Origin of the sequence: Butyrivibrio sp. XB500-5, assembly GCF_003625505.1 — a bacterium.
Classification (GTDB): domain Bacteria; phylum Bacillota; class Clostridia; order Lachnospirales; family Lachnospiraceae; genus Butyrivibrio.
In genome coordinates, this window is sequence record NZ_RAIS01000006.1 from 1 (window position 1) to 16186 (window position 16186).

Consider the following 16186-nt stretch of genomic DNA (forward strand, 5'->3'; position numbering starts at 1 on the left):
TCTTGATGATATCATTGTATTTCTCTATCTTTTCCTCGAGCTCATGTATCTCTCGCTCCATCTCTCCTATACTGCTCATTTTTTATTCCCCATTTTTTTCGTTATCAACTTTTACACTGTCGGCTGCTGCCTTATCTGTCGCCAATATACTGTCCCTAAGCTCAAAAAGTGCCGCCGGGAGTGCTTCCGTAGTCTGCTTCTTATAAAGTTCCTCGGCCTCGTAAACGCTCTCGAGGATAGGCTTCATCTTCTTGCCGACGTCCGTGTTATTCCAAGCTTTTACGCTTTCAAGCGGCTTTGCCGATAAATTGCAGGAAGCCGCAGTATTCTTTATCTCATTAACGATCCCTGTGTATCTGAAGTTATCGATATACATTTCATTTTGAGACATTCCCCATATCCCTTCCTTTTATAAACATGTAACAAACTTTTAATCATTTTAACATAGTAAATATATGCATTCAACAGATATAGTAATATTTTCCGCATAACAAAAGAGCTTATCAAATGATAAGCTCTTGAAAATAATCCTAACAATCATTTTAATTTTGAGTTTAATCTATCGATTGCATCCTCGTGACGCTGAATGGCATATGTCGCAGACTTAAACTTAAGTTCTGTCTCCATACGCTTTTTGTGATTCTCGTTGCACTTTACGTAGTACTCATAGACATCCTCGTCCTCAACTTCCAGGTATTTATCGGCGATACAGCCGGGAAGGACGAATTTCTTAACGACATCTTTGAATTTAACCTCGATGTACTTGCCTTCCTGCTTAACAACCTGTCCGTTGCCGAACTTCTTATGAGTAACTTTCATTTTAAGCGCAGAGCGAGAGCCAATAGCCTCTTCTTCCTTATCAAGTTCCGCAAGGATCTCGTTAAGTTTAACCTGCTCATCCTTAAGCTCTTCAATCTGCTTCGAATTTTCTTCTAACATTTCTTTGGTCTTCTTTGTAGGTTTTTTCTTAAGTTCAGTTTTAGTTTCAAGCTCTTCATTATCCATTTCAAGACCCATACGATTATCTCCTTTGTGCTGCGCACTTTTTGAAGCATGATTGACGGTTAAAATGAACGACTTAACATATATATTTTAACTTATTTTAAGTGCAATTACAACTATTACAGCCCATTAAGCAAGTCTATACGGGCATTATAGTTCTGTCTGAAGCTTCTTGGTAAGTCCTTTTGAAGCGAGCTTTCTCTTTTCCTCATCAAGGATTTGTCCCCACTGATAAGGAGTGTTCTGATAAACATAGTAGTTTAGCCAGTTTGTATAAAGAATATTGGCGTGGCTCCTCCACTGAAGCATGGGCTTCTCATCGGGATTATCATTGGGATAATAATTAAGCGGCATCTTGATATCAAGGCCTTTTTCAAGATCTCTTTTGTATTCTTTATCAAGCGTTAATCTGTCATATTCGGCATGACCCATCACAAATATCCGGCTTCCTGATTTATTCATACAAAGGAATACTCCTGCGATCTCGGATTCCGCAAGAACAACAAGATCGTCGCATGCATGGATCTTATCCGCGGGAGTCTCGGTATGTCTTGAATGAGGAAGCTTAAACACATCGTCAAAGCCTCGAACAAGCGGTACTTTCCTGTTCATAACGGTATGCTCGTAAATACCGAATCTCTTTTCTTTAAGTGGTTCTTTATCTATTCCGTAGTGATAATAGATTCCTGCCTGTGCTCCCCAGCAGATGTGAAACGTAGAAGTTACATTGGTCTTCGTCCATTCAAAGACTTCGCATAGTTCCTTCCAGTAATCAACCTCTTCAAAAGGCATCTGCTCAACAGGAGCTCCTGTTATTATCATTCCGTCGAACGTTCTGTCTTTTAACTCCTCAAATGTGTTGTAGAATCTGTTAAGGTGGTTCGGAGACGTGTTAGTGGAATGATGCGAGCTCATCTGCATAAAAGAAACATCAATCTGCAGAGGTGTGTTGGACATTGAGCGAAGGAGCTGAAGTTCGGTATCCTCTTTAAGCGGCATCAGGTTAAGAATACAGATCTGAAGGGATCTGATATCCTGATGGCATGCTCTGTTCTCATCAACAACAAATATATTCTCTTTTTCAAGTATTTCCCTTGCGGGAAGATCGTTCTGTATCTTAATTGGCATCTTTTATCATCTCCATAAATTCAGCTTCATCTATAACTTTGATCCCAAGCTCATTTGCCTTGGTAAGTTTACTTCCCGCAGCTTCACCGGCAAGAACAAGGCTCGTCTTTTTTGATACGCTTCCGGATGGTTTACCGCCGTTTTTGACGATAAGCTCTTCTGCTTCTTTTCTGCCGAGCGTCGGAAGTGTTCCTGTTACGACTATAGTCATTCCGGCCAGCTTATCGGAAGTACCTTCTTCCTTTACGGCTGTGAAATTAAGGCCAAGCTCCTGCATCTTATGAAGAATCTCAAGGTTCTTTTCATCATGAAAGAAATCATAAAGATCGCCCGCCGTTGTCTCACCGATATCCTGAATCTGTGAAAATCCGTCGACAGTGACCTTTGACATATCCATAAGATTGTCAAAATGCTTCATAAGCTCTCTTGCAGTGGACTTTCCGACATTTCGTATCGCAAGTCCCGTAAGAAGCCTTATAGGATCGTTGGTTTTAGACTTTTCAATTTCATTAAGCAACTTATCGGTATTCTTTTCCTTACCGATTATTCCCTTTTCTATAAGCTCATCCCTATGATCTTTAAGAAGATAGATATCGGAATAATCATGTAGATATCCTTCGGAAACAAGCGCTTCAACAAGCGTATCCCCAAGTCCCATGATATTCATGGCATCTCTTGAAGTGAAATACGCGATCGTTCTTGTCACCTGTGCGGGACAAGTAGGATTAACGCATCTGATATCCGCCGTATCTTCTTCTCTTATAAGGTGGCTTCCGCATACAGGGCACATTCGAGGGGCCTCATATATATATTCAGGCTCCTTGACACAGCCGTTGAGCTTAGGAATGATCTCTCCGCTCTTATAGAGCTTGTACTCACCGCCTATGCCAACTTTATTCTCGGTAATATAATCCTGATTGTGTAATGTAGCTCTGGAAACACTGGTTCCGCAAAGCCTTGCCGGCTTTCCGGTCTCTCTGTCATGGAAGCTTCCCGTAAACGTAAGCTTTCCGGTTCTTCCTACATCAACAAGTATCTCGTCCATGACGATGATCTTCTCTTCGGGAGGATACTTATATGCAATATGTCCGCTTGAATACTTTGATCCTGCGGGAAAATCCTCTCTGTATGCGACCTGATCGACCTTAATAACAGCACCGTCAAGGTCAAATTCAAGATCCTCTCTCATCTCTCCAATCAGATCGATCGTAGCAACAACTTCATCCGCGCTATTGCAAAGCTTATGGAAAACAGTCTTTACGCCGGCCTTTTCAAGTATATCAAGTCCGCCACAATGTGAACTTCTAAGTTCCTGCGGTCCGTCCTGAACGTTAAATACAAACATCTTAAGACCGCGAGCCTTTGTTATGGAAGGATCAAGCTGTCTTAGCGTTCCGGCAGCCAAGTTCCTGGGATTGGCCGCTGTCTTTTTTCCAAGTTTTTCCTGCTGTTCATTGAACTTATCAAAAGCTTCATGAGACATGTAAACCTCACCTCTAAGCTCAAGATAATCATACGGAAGATCCAAAACCTGCTTAATATCGGGAATAACAAGCGCATTCGCCGTAACATCCTCGCCGATAAGGCCGTCACCTCTTGTTTCGGCAAGCGTTAAATGTAGCTTGTTATCGGAATCGTCTTTGTTATATCTAAGAGAAATGCTAAGTCCGTCAATCTTTTGCTCTACGGAAAAAGAAGCATCCGCATGCTTAAGTAGTACTTTTTGAACAAAGGCTTCGACATCCTCTTTGTTAAACACATCTTCGATAGAGAGCATCGGTACGTTATGAGTAACCTTAACTCCGGCTTCTCTCTTAGCGACACCTCCAACAATCTTGCTGGGAGAATCGGGCATAACAAAATCAGGATTCTCCTTCTCTATCCTCTTAAGCTTCTGCATAAGCATGTCGTACTCATAATCGGATATTTCAGGCTCATCCTGATTGTAATAAAGATCCATGTGATGTTTGATGGTCTTTACAAGCTCGTCATACTCTTTTTTCAAATCAATTTTAGTTTCATCAAAAGACATCTCAAACACCCCGAATTTATATTCTTTTATATCTATCGCCTAATATAATATGCGATCAAATCCTATTATACCAGCAAAAACGCCCGTTGCGATATTTCTTTTGTAAAAATATGGTCAGCTGCGCATTTTTAGGCCACATGCCTCGTACAATGCCGATTTTTCTTTGGCCGAAAGCTCAACGTACTTGCCGGGCTTTAGGTTATAATCCTTCAGACGGACATTCATAACTCTGATTCTTTTAAGAGTTACGACTTTAAGCCCAACTTCCTTGCACATTCGCCTTATCTGCCTGTTAAGCCCCTGAGTCAGTATAATGTTAAAAGACCTTGTTCCGGTTCGTTTTACTTTACAGCCCCTTGTGGTACGGTCAAGTTCAGGAAGATATACTCCGTTGGCAAGCTTATTTAAGATCTCGCCGTTTAAATCCTTATCAACGACTACTTCGTACTCTTTTTCATGCTTATTGGCACTCTTCATCATGGCTTCAATGAGTTTCCCGTCATTACTCATTATGAGGAGCCCCTCGGAGTCCTTATCCAGTCTGCCGGCGTAAGTTACGCGCTCTGAAAAGCCCAGATTATCAATTACCGTCTCGGCAGCATGCTTATCTTTTTCGGTACAGACAACGCCAACCGGCTTGTAATAAGCAAGAACAATGCTTTCTTTAGAAAGAGAGATCTCGTTTCCGTCAAAGAAAACCTTGTCGCCATCATTAACTTCCGTTCCGAATGAAGCAAGTACGCCGTTAACAGTTATTCTTTTTTCCTCAATGAGCTTATCCGCGGCTCTTCTGGAGCATACGCCGCACGAAGCTATATATCTGTTTAATCTCATATTATTACCTGATGATCGTGATATAAAAGAACAGCCTCAGCATTAATGCTGAGACTGAATAAAAACCAATTAAAGATCAAGCAATCGTCGAAAGCTTGGAAAGTGCATCTTCACCGATAAGGCACTCGTATGTCTCTTTGATGTGCGCTATCACAGTAGGATTCGAAGCGTAGAAATGTCCGAATTCATAAGCCATCGTAAAGAGCGCCGCAAATCTCTTGGCTTCTTCCTCACATCTTTCAAGATAAAGGAAATAACGGCCGCTCCTAATGTCTCTGTACAAGGAACTTGTGATCTTAAGATCCATAGGAGCCTTGACGCAGAAGCTTATTGCTGTTCTGATATCCGCAAAAGAGAAAATATACTCGCTGAATTTAAGTCTTTCAAGATCTTCCAATGCCTTATCGGAAGGTTTCCTGATATCATTGTACTTTTCTTTTGCACTGTTCGTTATCTGATCGGCAAGTTGTCTTCTTGCATCGGCAGATGCGTTGGATTCGATGGTTATCTTATCATTATTGTTATTGTTATTTTTGTTATTGTTATTCTTGCCCTTATCGAGAATGTTCTTCACCGAGCTTGTGAGCTGTTTAAGGCTCTGAAGATACTCATTAAGTCTCTGAAGTCGCTCCTCGTTCTCACAATCACCGAGATCCTCAAGAATATTCTTGGGAATCTTGATACCGGCTTGCTGAGTAACTGTTTTAAGCATATCGGCAAAAGAGCTTGAAGAATTCTCGGAAAGTGTAAGCGAGATCGTATGATCCGGAAGAACTGTTATCTGCATGGGTGTAAAAGAACCTGTGGGTCTGTAATCAACTTCTTCCTGGGCTTTCCTCATAACATCATGAAGAAAATCCATAGCTTCTTTCTTCTTCTCAAAAAGGTCTTCTAATTTAATTCCCTGTTCATCCATATCATCTTCCGTGATGATACATTTGACAGTTTCTTTATCTATTCTTTTAAATTCCATTATCTACCTCATTTGAATTCTTATATGCTATTGTACAACAATTAGCATATTCTTGGAAGCCCCTCGCCGTACATAAGCCCTATAATGCGCTTCCCGCCTAACTTTGTGTTCAGAATAACTTTATTATCGGCTTCAGGTTCGTTATACTTAATAACCTCTCCGATTATAGCTGCATTTTCACCATACTTGGCACTTTTTATAAGAGAAAGTGCTCTTTCGGCATCATCCTTATGTACTGAGATAATAGCCTTACCTTCGTTTCCCATGTACATGGGATCAAGTCCCAAAAGACCGCAGAACTCTTTAACGGACGGTTCTACCGGCAAAGCTTCCTCACTAAGCTCGATATTACAGCAAGAAGCTGAAGCAAATTCATTTAACACAGTACCGAGGCCGCCTCTTGTGACATCTCTCATGGCATGAACACGTATATCGGCGTCTTTGAGCTTTCCCACAATATCTCCAAGCGGTGCGCAGTCCGATTTAATATTATTTTCGATCCCCATCCTGCAACCAAGTATCGCAGCATGGTGATCGCCAAGATTCCCGGTAATGATAAGCTTATCGCCGCCCTTAAGATTATAGGGTCCCACCGGCTCTTTTGTCTCATCGATAAAACCGATACCGGAAGTATTGATGATAAGCCCGGGCTCAGCACCTCTGTTCTCTATAACTTTGGTGTCACCGGTCACTATAATAACGTCTGCTTCCTTGGCAGTTTCGGCCATAGAAGCTATTATCTTGTCGAGAAGATCGATATCAAGCCCTTCTTCAAGTACAGCTCCGCAGGTAATGTATTTGGGAGTAGCTCCGCTCATTAAAATATCATTTACGGTTCCGCAAACGGAAAGCCTTCCGATATCTCCTCCCGGAAAAACAAGAGGTGTCACAACAAAGCTGTCTGTAGTAACCGCAATCTTGGAACTTCCCGATACAACAGCCGAATCTTCAAGCTTATCAAGAATCTCATTCTTAAAATATTTGGAAAAAACGTCTTTTATGAGAGCAGATGTCGATTCACCGCCGCTCCCATGAGCCATTGTAATTTTCATATCATCACTTTCTTCCCGAAACAAAATAGTTATAGCAGCTTCCTTCGGTGGAAACCATGCATGCACCGTGTGCATTATCAGGAGTGCACATTTTACCGAACATCGGACAATCACTTGGCTTTATCTTGCCTACAAGAACAGATGCACATGAGCATCCGGGCGGCATGTGATCTTCATCAAGATCTCGGCTTCCTGCGTCAAATTTTTCATATTCCTTCTTAAGAACAAGTCCTGAACCTTGTATCTTACCCATACCCCTCCAGGAGGCATCAGAAGGCTCAAAATACTTATCAACCATCTCTTTTGCCTTAATATTACCTTCCGAGGTTACGACGCTCTTATAGAGGTTTTTAATGCCTTTATTACCCTTCATGCGAAGAAGCGCATATATAGTCAAAAGAAGCTGCTCTCCTTCAAATCCCGATACTACAAACGGAAGACCAAGCTCCTCTGAAAGCGCCTTAAATATATCGCTTCCGGTTATTGCGGCAACATGTCCCGGTGCAATAAAGCCATCTATCCCGCCGCCGTTATTTACGACCCAACGAATGACCTGTGGCATAGTCTTTAGAGAAGTTAACAGCTTTACGTTATCAAGTCCCTTGTTTACAGCTTCATTAAGTACATTGGCATAAACGGGAGCCGTTGTTTCAAAGCCGATAGCCGCAAATACATATGTGTGATCGGGATCTTTTTCAGCCATCGTTACGGTTTCCATTGGCGAATAGACCATTTTGACATGTGCTCCGTCAGCTTTTGCATCGGCAAGAGATTTGTTCGTCCCTTTGACTCTGATAAGATCGCCAAAAGTAAGTACGACTGTATCTTCTCTCATGGAAAGCTCAACAAGCTTATCGATAACCGCAGTAACCGTAACGCAAACAGGGCACCCCGGTCCCGATATCAGCTTGATCTTAGGAGAAAGCATAGAAGGAATGCCGTTTTCCGATATGGCGGCCGTATGCGTTCCGCAAACCTCCATTATCCTCACTTCTTCGCCGTCATAGTTCTTAAGTTGTTCTGCAATAGCATTTATATCAGCTCCGATCATATCAGACCATCAAATCCTCAATTTCTTTGAATAGATCCATAGTTTCTTTTGCAAGCTGTTCATCCATCTTTTGAATTATGCAGCCCGCATGAACCAAAACCTTATCTCCCACGGCCACATCGACAAGTCCGGCCTCAGCGTTAACCTTATTTCCGCTAAAATCAACCGTGGCTTTGGTTCCCTCTAAAGCTATGACCGTTCCGGGTATCGCAACGCACATAATATTTCCTTTCTATGTTGATAAGCAAAAATCACTTATCACAATACATCATCGCATAATACGCTTGTCCCAAAGATATTCCGCCATCTCCTGCGGGAACAAGCTTATTAACGTATACATCAAAAGAATTCTCTTTTAAAACACGAATACTCTCTCTTAGGATGATCCTGTTTAGGAACACTCCACCGGATAAACAGACCTTATTTTCGCCAAAAGCTCTCCTTATCCTTACGCACACATCCAAAATAAGCTTAACAACAGCCATATGAAAGGCATATGCGATCTGATTTATATCAAATTCTTTTGAATCCAAAAACTTTTTAATGTCATTATATAGCAAAAGCTGATCTGCTATAAGTACGCCGTCGTCTTCTTCAATATTGAAGCATATTTCGGGACATGAATCCCCGGAAAAAGAGCTGGCTGCCTTTTCAAGCATTACGGCGCATTCTCCTTCATATGAATTAAACGTACAAATATTTAACAGCGCACTGACGGCGTCAAATAACCTTCCCATACTTGAAGTCTCAAAAGTATTTATATTATTTGCAAGCGCTGCCCTTTGCGCAACTTCTAAAACCTTGTATCCAAGAGCTTCTTCATAGCAGCCCGCAACCAGAGCCGCATCTTTTGGCGCTGTATTTCCTCCGCATAGCTTAACATACGAAAGATGCCCTTTCCTCTCAAATTTTGTCATGTTACACATAAGGAATTCTCCGCCCCAGACATTACCGTCTGTTCCGTATCCTGTACCGTCAAAGCTTACACCAATACAGCTGTCAAGCGAATTCTCGGCCATGACGGAAAGCGCATGTGCATGATGATGCTGAACATCAAGTATCTCAAGCTTTTCTATGCCCATGTCGGCTCTTTTTTCCGCATATGAATGTGAAATATAAAGAGGATGCATATCCCTTACTATGATTTCAGGTTCAAACTCATAGAGATTCTCATATCTATCAAGTACATCCTTGTAATTCTCAAATACCGAATAATCCTCAAGATCGCCAATATATTGAGACGAAATTATCTTATCTTTAAGGGCAAAAGAAAAAGTGCTCTTAAGATCACCGCCCATGGCTAGTATCTTTGTATTATTCTTAATGTTTTTTACCAAAACAGGGAGAGGCGCAAATCCTCTTGCTCTCCTGATAAAATGGCTTGTTTCCGATCCGTCTTGATGCTTAATAACAAACATGACGCTGTCATCCTGAGCCATATTTATCTCTCTTTTATGATAAAGCATACCGCGCACATGTATCTGAGAATTATACTCATCACCAAACGGCGGCATGAACGTCTTTCTAAAATCATCATCCGAAATGATCATAGGAGCATCGGACTTGTTGGCACTTGTACATATAACAGGGCCAACCTCATCGCAGATCAGTCTATGGATCCCTGCTGATGGAAGAAACGCTCCGATATATTCGGACCCCTTTAATACTTCATCACCGAAATCAACCTTTTTATTTAAAAGAACTATCGGCCTTGATGAGGAAGTCAAAAGCTTTTCTTCAAGCGCTGAAACATGCGCATATTCTTTTATTTGTTCTATAGATGTAAACATTACCGCAAAAGGCTTATTTTCTCTGCCTTTTATCTGCCTTAGCAGCCTTGCCGAGCCGTCTGTCGGAAGGCAAAGAAGCTGATATCCGCTTATACCCTTAAGACCTATGGCATCTCCGTGAAGCAGAATTTCGGTGACTTTCCTGACAGCATTGTCCTTTTCCTCGTGAGATAAAAGATTATTTCTGCCGCGCAGTTCATAGTGATCAAGAAGTATCTGAGGACCGCAATCATGACAGGAAATTGTCTGAGCGTGTCTTCGTCTGCCTTCTTTGTATTCCGCCTCGCATACAGGACACATTTTAAAAGCATCCATGGTTGTTGTATCTCTGTCATAGGGGAAACGGTCAGTAATACTTATCCTGGGGCCGCATGAAGCGCAGCTTATAAGAGGATATCTGTACCTTCTGTTCTTAATATCAAGCATCTCCTTAAGGCAATCATCACAGATACCGATATCCGGTGAAAATACGGAAAGATCATCTGATAAAGAAACAGGAATGCTATCCTCAATCACAAAACTGTCATACTTAAAAGAAGGATCTTTTTTAATATGTTTTTCCTCGACATCCAAAATAAAAGCACCTGCAGGGTACTCGGTCTTAACGACATTTACAAACTCATTTAAATCCTTGTCGTTACCTGTCACCTGAATTTCAACTGCAGTGCCGATATTTCTTACTAATCCTTTAAGATGATATTCAGTTGCTAAGCTGGCAATAAAGGGGCGATAGCCAACTCCTTGGACCGCCCCTTTAATCATAAGTGATATTATCATCAATCTTTCTTTTCTTCCGCGTTCTGCGGTGCGTTCTGAGCAGGTGCTGCAGGTGCTCCCTGCGCAGGTGTGGCAGGTGCCGCTCCACCCTGTGCGGCTGCGGCTTTTGCAGCGGCTGCTGCGGCAGCTCTCTCTTTGGCAGCTTTCATAAGTGCTTCCTGTGCAGCGATAGCCTTTTCAGACTGTTTAAAGGTCTTGGTAACCTTCTCATCGCCCGGCTCCTGGAATCTTGTACCCATTGAAAGGCATTTCTTAGGACAATTGTCTACACAGCATCTGCACTGTATGCAGCTCATAGGTCTTATTGACCATGTCTTTTCTGCTTTATCTACAGTGATAGCATGTGTGGGACATTTGATCGAACAAAGTCCGCAAAGAATACACACATCCATGTCGTTTTCAACATGTCCTCTTGTTCCTTCCGGAAATTCCTTCTCAGTCTTTCTCGTATAGGGCTTTGAAAAAAGATTACGTAATATAGTTTTCTTAAAACTTATAAGTGCCATAATAATCTCCCATTGTGAGCATATCAATACTCATACTATTTATCTCTCCGTGCAGCTGATACAAGGATCGATCGTAAGAACGAGGATAGGAACATCCGCAAGATCACAGCCTTTCAAGATCTCAACAAGACCGGAAAGATTTGCAAATGTAGGTGTGCGGACTCTCATTCTGTCGATAAACTTGGTTCCGTTAGCCTTTACATAGTAAAGAGCTTCGCCTCGAGGCTGCTCGATTCTCATCATATATTCACCGTTAGGCATTCCCTTAACGGGTACTTCGATATCTCCTGAAGGCATTTTATCGATACACTGATGAATGATATCAAATGCCTGGAAAATCTCTTCAATACGGCATTTAGTACGAGCATAGGAATCGCCTTCTGTGCTTACGATAGGTGTAAAATCGATATCACCGTATGCGCAGTAACCTGTTGATCTTATATCACAGCTTATTCCGCTTGCTCTAAGGAACGGTCCGGTACATCCGAGAGCATCGGCCTGCTCTGCAGTAAGAACGCCGACACCGCGAAGTCTTGTCTGAACCGCCGCATCTTCAAGGAAAGGCCTTGCGATAGTCTTAAGATCCTCTTCCATCTTGAAAATACGCTCATTAAAGTCTTTGAGCATCTCATCGGATACATCTCTTCTGATACCGCCGATCTTCATAACGGAAAAGATAACTCGTCCGCCTGTAGAAGCTTCGAACATATCAAGAGCTTCTTCTCTGAGTCTCCAGCAGTCCATGTACAAGCTCTCAAATCCGAAAGCATCGGCAAGAAGACCCATCCAAAGTAAATGAGAATGAATCCTGCTTAGCTCGGACCAAATAGTCCTAAGATACCTTGCTCTTGCGGGAACTTCGATATCCATAATATGCTCAACAGCCTCAGAATAACCAAGACCGTGACCAAGAGAACAGATACCGCAGATACGCTCAGCAACGTAAACCATCTCGTTAAAATCTTTTTTATCTACCAGCTTCTCAAGACCTCTGTGAATGAAACCGATGGAAGGAATAGCTTCTACAACCTTCTCATCCTCCATAACAAGGTCTAAATGAATCGGCTCCGGAAGAACCGGATGCTGGGGTCCAAAGGGAATTACACTTCTGTTAGACATTTTGGTTCCTCCAATTATTTAAACGGTGTCTCGATCGCTGTGCGATAGAGTTTACCTTCAAAGTCAATGTTGATCATCTTGATCTGCACGCCGAAAAGATCATGCATCTCGTTCTCATATATAAAAGCACAAGGATAAATACTTGTTATACTTGAGATCTCTTCGTTTTCAGGAAGGGTAATCTTGAGCTGCTTAACTTCAAGTCCTTTTCCGAAGGTATATATAAGCTCATAAGCATCGGGAATTCTTGTAGCACACTGCTGCATGAGATGGTATCCCGCGAATTTAAGCTTCTGTGATTCATCTATAATGCTGCCGGGGTTAACGGCTGTGAATTCTGTATTCATTATGCGTTATCTCCTTTCCCGGAATTATCCGCAGCATTTGCATTGGGAGCCGTTGCAGTTGCTGTTGCTGTAGCAGCGGGAGCCGTCGCAGTAGCTGTTGCCGCAGCAGGCGCAGCATTTGTATTGGCTGCAGCCGCATTTGGTGCCGCAGCGGGAGCTGCCGGCTTAGGTGCAGGCTTTGCAGTTGCTTTCATCTTCTCCTCAGCTTGCTCTCTGAGTGCTTCCTCTGTGAGGATAGCATCATACTGAGTGCTGGGATCATAGTCATCCGCGGTCATATGTACTGCCATCTTACTGTAATCAACCATACAGTAACCGGCCTTCATAGACTCTTTTAACTTCTTTCTCTTCTCTTCGAGAATTCCAACAGCCTTTACAACACCCTGGATAAGAGCTTCAGGCCTTACGGCACATCCCGGTACATATACGTCAACCGGAACCACCTTATCGGCGCCACCCAAAATGTTATAGCACTCCTTAAAGATACCGCCATCGCAGGCGCAGATTCCGCAAGCAACAACAACCTTGGGATCGGGCATCATATTGTAGAGCTGTCTGATTACAGGTGCAGTCTGAGCATTAACACCTCCCGTCAAAAGAAGGACATCGGCATGCTTGGGATTACCTGTATTTATAATTCCGAATCTCTCTACGTCATAGAGAGGAGTCATTGTAGCAAGAACTTCTATATCGCAGCCGTTACAGCTGGAGCCGTCATAATGTAACACCCATGGTGATTTCGATATTTTCATTTGCTTTTCTCCTTTTGATTATTTAAGAACATTAAGGATCAGCAGGTTGGTTCCCGCAAATACAAGGATAACCGCCCATGTAACCTTGAGCATTGTGATGTACTTAACACGAGGGAAAAGATTATCAATAAGTGTCTCAAGGAAAAATACGATCGAGCATGCGATCACTGCCCATAAGATACTGATAGGATTGCTTGTGATAAAGAACATTCCTACAATACCCATCATAAGAACAGTGTCATACCATTCTGCTATCTCAACACGTGCAAGGTTGCCACCCGAAAGATCGGTCGTAAGACCTTTTACCATCTCCTGGTGCATATGATGAGATGTACTAAGATCAAACGGTGACTTCCTAAGTTTAATGATAAGGATGAAAACAAATCCGATAAAGAAACCGGGGATCTGTACAATTGCAGGCATATCTGCATGAATGAGGTCATTTACCATGAAGCTTCCGTTTGCATAGTAGAAACCTATAGCAACAAGAAGAGTCATAGGCTCATAGCACATCATCTGCAAAAGCTCACGCTGAGCACCCATGATACTGTAAGGACCGTTTGTTGAAAAAGCGGCAAGTACCATCATGACCTCTGACATTGAAAGCGCGAAGAATACTAAAAGCATATCTCCGCCTGCAAAAAACAGAGCGCCTGTAAATATTGTAAAGATCATATAAGCAGTTACAAAAAGAACCTGGATACCGTTAACGACGGTGGTCTGCTTATTTATAAGTTTATAAACATCGTAAAAGGGCTGGAAAACGGGAGGTCCCTGTCTACCCTGCATACGAGCAGAGAAAACTCTGTCTACGCCCGATAAAAGTCCACCGATAAACGGTGCAAGTAATACATAAAGTAAAGCTTTTATGATAATTGAAACAGTCATCAGAACGCACCTCCGACTACAATGATAAGCATTACCGCAACAAGAACGGCAGCCACAATGATACAAGGGAAAAGAAGTTTCTTTTCGCCAAAGAACTCATCCATATACCAGTTGGACATATAAAGCGCTCTCTCTTTTCCGAAAGAATCAATATAATGTCTGTCATCTCCGGCGTTAACACCGGCTACATATGACATTGTCATCTTGGAATTCTTACCGATAGCAAGGAATCTTGAAGCAATGGGGATCATAAAGATCATTGTTACCATGATCATCATGATGATAACGTCACTTCCACCGATAACGGGATCGATCAGTTCCTGGAATGACTCATTCAGAATCGGTTGTATCATGTTGGTTGACATCCAAGGGAAGGCAAAGCACATGATAACAATCAGTGAAGTAAGAGGGAAAATAGATACCATCTCACTTCTGGGAGTAATGTCTTCAAGCTCGAATGACTGGTGAATTACGGTACAGATCTTACCAAGCCACTTAGCCCAGTAGAAAAGTGTACTTCCTGATCCGAAAACAAGGAAGATAACAAGCCATACAGATCCAGAATCTACGAATGCCTTAAGAGCAGCCCACTTGGAAACAAGCATTCCGAAAGGCGCCATGAACATACCGCAGATACCGATCATCATGATAAATGCAAGTCTGGGAAGCTTGATGATAAGTCCGTGCATATCCTCTATATCACGGCTTCCCATGCAGTTCTCGATATCTCCGACTGTCTGGAAAAGAAGTGACTTGGAAACAGCATGGAAAAGTACAAGCATAACAGCGGCCCAAACACCCTCTGTTGTACCGGTTCCGGCACAGGCTGTAATAAGACCGAGATTTGAAATTGTTGAATAAGCAAGAACTTTCTTGCCATCGCTTACTGTAATAGCAAGAAGAGACGCTGCAAAGAATGTAAATCCACCGATAACAGTGATCATGATACCTGTAAGTGTATTGTACAAAAGAGGGGACACTCTTATAAGCATATATACACCGATCTTAACCATTGTTGCCGAGTGAAGAAGCGCACTTGAAGGTGTAGGTGCAACCATGGCACCAAGGAGCCATCTTGAAAAAGGAAATTGTGCACTCTTTGTAAGAGCAGCAAAAGCAAAAAGTGTAACCGGAACAATAACGAATTTAGAAGTAGCTGCGATGCCTGTAAGGTCGCTTAAATTTGCAATTTCGAGATTCATATTGCAATACATAAGGCCTGCCGCAAATCCACAGCCTCCGAGAAGGTTCATCCATAAAGCTCTGAATGAATTATCTACAGCTTCCTGGGTTCTTGTATAACCGATCATAAGGAATGAACAAACACTTGTGATCTCCCAGAAGAAATAGATGAATCCAAGATTGTCTGAAGAAATGAGACCAAACATCGCTCCAAGGAACACAAACATAAGTGCAAGGAAATAATTGGAACGATCCTGCACATCTGTGTGATGGTGATGATAGTCTTTCATGTAACCTGATGCATAGATACAGATAAGAATACCTACAACACCTACGATCAGATACATAACAGCAGTAAAAGTATCAATACGTAGATGATTAGAGTACTCTACTGCTCTACCTGTGAGATCCATCCACAGAACCGGAATGGTTCCGACAAGCGAAAAAATAATTGCGTAAAATTTCTTGTACTTGATACTAAGGAAACATACAAGTACCATCAAAAATACTTCCAAAGCTACAACAATATGATTATAAAGCTCTATGTTCTCAAGATAAACGATGAGTATTTTACCGGACAAGAGAACATTAACAGCAACATAAATTGCAGCAGCCATAATAGTAAATCCGCCTATGATAATAACAGCACTTCTAAGCGGACTTGCTTTCTTAAGTAATCCGATTATTATCGCCATAATAAAGGGAAAAAGAATAAGAAAGTTAACTACGTTTATAATATTAGCCAAGGTGTTC

Annotated in this window: 16 protein-coding genes; all 16 read right to left on the minus strand. The window is 42.1% G+C overall.

Annotated elements, in window-relative coordinates:
* Positions 1-82: 82 nt before the first annotated feature.
* Positions 83-391, minus strand: coding sequence for a hypothetical protein (locus D6856_RS10975; RefSeq protein WP_120686935.1), 309 nt, complete (start codon positions 389-391; stop codon positions 83-85).
* A gap of 146 nt (positions 392-537) precedes the next feature.
* Positions 538-1017 (minus strand): hypothetical protein, encoded by a 480-nt coding sequence (locus D6856_RS10980; RefSeq protein WP_120686936.1) that lies wholly within the window; start codon positions 1015-1017, stop codon positions 538-540.
* A gap of 135 nt (positions 1018-1152) precedes the next feature.
* A complete protein-coding gene (metA, locus tag D6856_RS10985) occupies positions 1153-2130 on the minus strand; it encodes a homoserine O-acetyltransferase MetA (protein WP_120686937.1) in 978 nt (325 codons plus the stop codon).
* Positions 2120-4162, minus strand: a complete 2043-nt coding sequence (ligA, locus tag D6856_RS10990) for an NAD-dependent DNA ligase LigA (protein ID WP_199704158.1) — start codon at positions 4160-4162, stop codon at positions 2120-2122. Before ligA ends, metA begins: the two co-directional genes overlap by 11 nt.
* Before the next feature lie 114 nt (positions 4163-4276).
* On the minus strand, positions 4277-4996 hold the full coding sequence (locus D6856_RS10995; RefSeq protein WP_120686938.1) for a pseudouridine synthase: 720 nt from the start codon (positions 4994-4996) through the stop codon (positions 4277-4279).
* A 76-nt stretch (positions 4997-5072) separates the two neighbouring features.
* On the minus strand, positions 5073-5969 hold the full coding sequence (locus D6856_RS11000) for an adaptor protein MecA (RefSeq protein WP_120686939.1): 897 nt from the start codon (positions 5967-5969) through the stop codon (positions 5073-5075).
* 41 nt (positions 5970-6010) lie between these two features.
* Positions 6011-7021, minus strand: coding sequence for a hydrogenase expression/formation protein HypE (gene hypE / locus D6856_RS11005; protein WP_120686940.1), 1011 nt, complete (start codon positions 7019-7021; stop codon positions 6011-6013).
* A 4-nt stretch (positions 7022-7025) separates the two neighbouring features.
* A complete protein-coding gene (gene hypD, locus D6856_RS11010) occupies positions 7026-8072 on the minus strand; it encodes a hydrogenase formation protein HypD (protein WP_120686941.1) in 1047 nt (348 codons plus the stop codon).
* Position 8073: 1 nt separating this feature from the next.
* Complete coding sequence (locus D6856_RS11015; protein ID WP_092242720.1) at positions 8074-8292, minus strand: HypC/HybG/HupF family hydrogenase formation chaperone; 219 nt, start codon at positions 8290-8292, stop codon at positions 8074-8076.
* A 31-nt stretch (positions 8293-8323) separates the two neighbouring features.
* Positions 8324-10639 carry a carbamoyltransferase HypF gene (hypF, locus tag D6856_RS11020; RefSeq protein ID WP_120686942.1) on the minus strand — a complete coding sequence of 772 codons (2316 nt, stop codon included), beginning with the start codon at positions 10637-10639 and terminating at the stop codon, positions 8324-8326.
* Positions 10639-11145 carry a 4Fe-4S dicluster domain-containing protein gene (locus tag D6856_RS11025; protein WP_120686943.1) on the minus strand — a complete coding sequence of 169 codons (507 nt, stop codon included), beginning with the start codon at positions 11143-11145 and terminating at the stop codon, positions 10639-10641. Before D6856_RS11025 ends, hypF begins: the two co-directional genes overlap by 1 nt.
* 39 nt (positions 11146-11184) lie before the next feature.
* A complete protein-coding gene (locus D6856_RS11030; RefSeq protein WP_120686944.1) occupies positions 11185-12264 on the minus strand; it encodes a hydrogenase large subunit in 1080 nt (359 codons plus the stop codon).
* Positions 12265-12278: 14 nt separating this feature from the next.
* Positions 12279-12611 (minus strand): NADH-quinone oxidoreductase subunit C, encoded by a 333-nt coding sequence (locus tag D6856_RS11035; RefSeq protein WP_092242732.1) that lies wholly within the window; start codon positions 12609-12611, stop codon positions 12279-12281.
* Positions 12611-13363 (minus strand): NADH-quinone oxidoreductase subunit B family protein, encoded by a 753-nt coding sequence (locus D6856_RS15475; protein ID WP_120686945.1) that lies wholly within the window; start codon positions 13361-13363, stop codon positions 12611-12613. Before D6856_RS15475 ends, D6856_RS11035 begins: the two co-directional genes overlap by 1 nt.
* A gap of 18 nt (positions 13364-13381) precedes the next feature.
* Complete coding sequence (locus D6856_RS11045; protein WP_120686946.1) at positions 13382-14251, minus strand: respiratory chain complex I subunit 1 family protein; 870 nt, start codon at positions 14249-14251, stop codon at positions 13382-13384.
* Positions 14251-16179 carry an NADH-quinone oxidoreductase subunit 5 family protein gene (locus tag D6856_RS11050; RefSeq protein WP_243114078.1) on the minus strand — a complete coding sequence of 643 codons (1929 nt, stop codon included), beginning with the start codon at positions 16177-16179 and terminating at the stop codon, positions 14251-14253. The genes D6856_RS11045 and D6856_RS11050 overlap by 1 nt, the downstream gene beginning before the upstream one ends.
* Between the last annotated feature and the right edge of the window lie 7 nt (positions 16180-16186).

Coding starts and splice junctions, on each gene's coding strand:
- metA (WP_120686937.1), bottom strand. CDS start 2,130: ATGCCAATTAAGATACAGAACGATCTTCCCGCAAGGGAAATACTTGAA.
- D6856_RS10995 (WP_120686938.1), bottom strand. CDS start 4,996: ATGAGATTAAACAGATATATAGCTTCGTGCGGCGTATGCTCCAGAAGA.
- hypF (WP_120686942.1), bottom strand. CDS start 10,639: ATGATAATATCACTTATGATTAAAGGGGCGGTCCAAGGAGTTGGCTAT.
- D6856_RS11035 (WP_092242732.1), bottom strand. CDS start 12,611: ATGAATACAGAATTCACAGCCGTTAACCCCGGCAGCATTATAGATGAA.
- D6856_RS11025 (WP_120686943.1), bottom strand. CDS start 11,145: ATGGCACTTATAAGTTTTAAGAAAACTATATTACGTAATCTTTTTTCA.
- D6856_RS10975 (WP_120686935.1), bottom strand. CDS start 391: ATGTCTCAAAATGAAATGTATATCGATAACTTCAGATACACAGGGATC.
- D6856_RS11015 (WP_092242720.1), bottom strand. CDS start 8,292: ATGTGCGTTGCGATACCCGGAACGGTCATAGCTTTAGAGGGAACCAAA.
- D6856_RS10980 (WP_120686936.1), bottom strand. CDS start 1,017: ATGGGTCTTGAAATGGATAATGAAGAGCTTGAAACTAAAACTGAACTT.
- ligA (WP_199704158.1), bottom strand. CDS start 4,162: ATGTCTTTTGATGAAACTAAAATTGATTTGAAAAAAGAGTATGACGAG.
- D6856_RS11030 (WP_120686944.1), bottom strand. CDS start 12,264: ATGTCTAACAGAAGTGTAATTCCCTTTGGACCCCAGCATCCGGTTCTT.
- D6856_RS15475 (WP_120686945.1), bottom strand. CDS start 13,363: ATGAAAATATCGAAATCACCATGGGTGTTACATTATGACGGCTCCAGC.
- hypD (WP_120686941.1), bottom strand. CDS start 8,072: ATGATCGGAGCTGATATAAATGCTATTGCAGAACAACTTAAGAACTAT.
- hypE (WP_120686940.1), bottom strand. CDS start 7,021: ATGAAAATTACAATGGCTCATGGGAGCGGCGGTGAATCGACATCTGCT.
- D6856_RS11045 (WP_120686946.1), bottom strand. CDS start 14,251: ATGACTGTTTCAATTATCATAAAAGCTTTACTTTATGTATTACTTGCA.
- D6856_RS11000 (WP_120686939.1), bottom strand. CDS start 5,969: ATGGAATTTAAAAGAATAGATAAAGAAACTGTCAAATGTATCATCACG.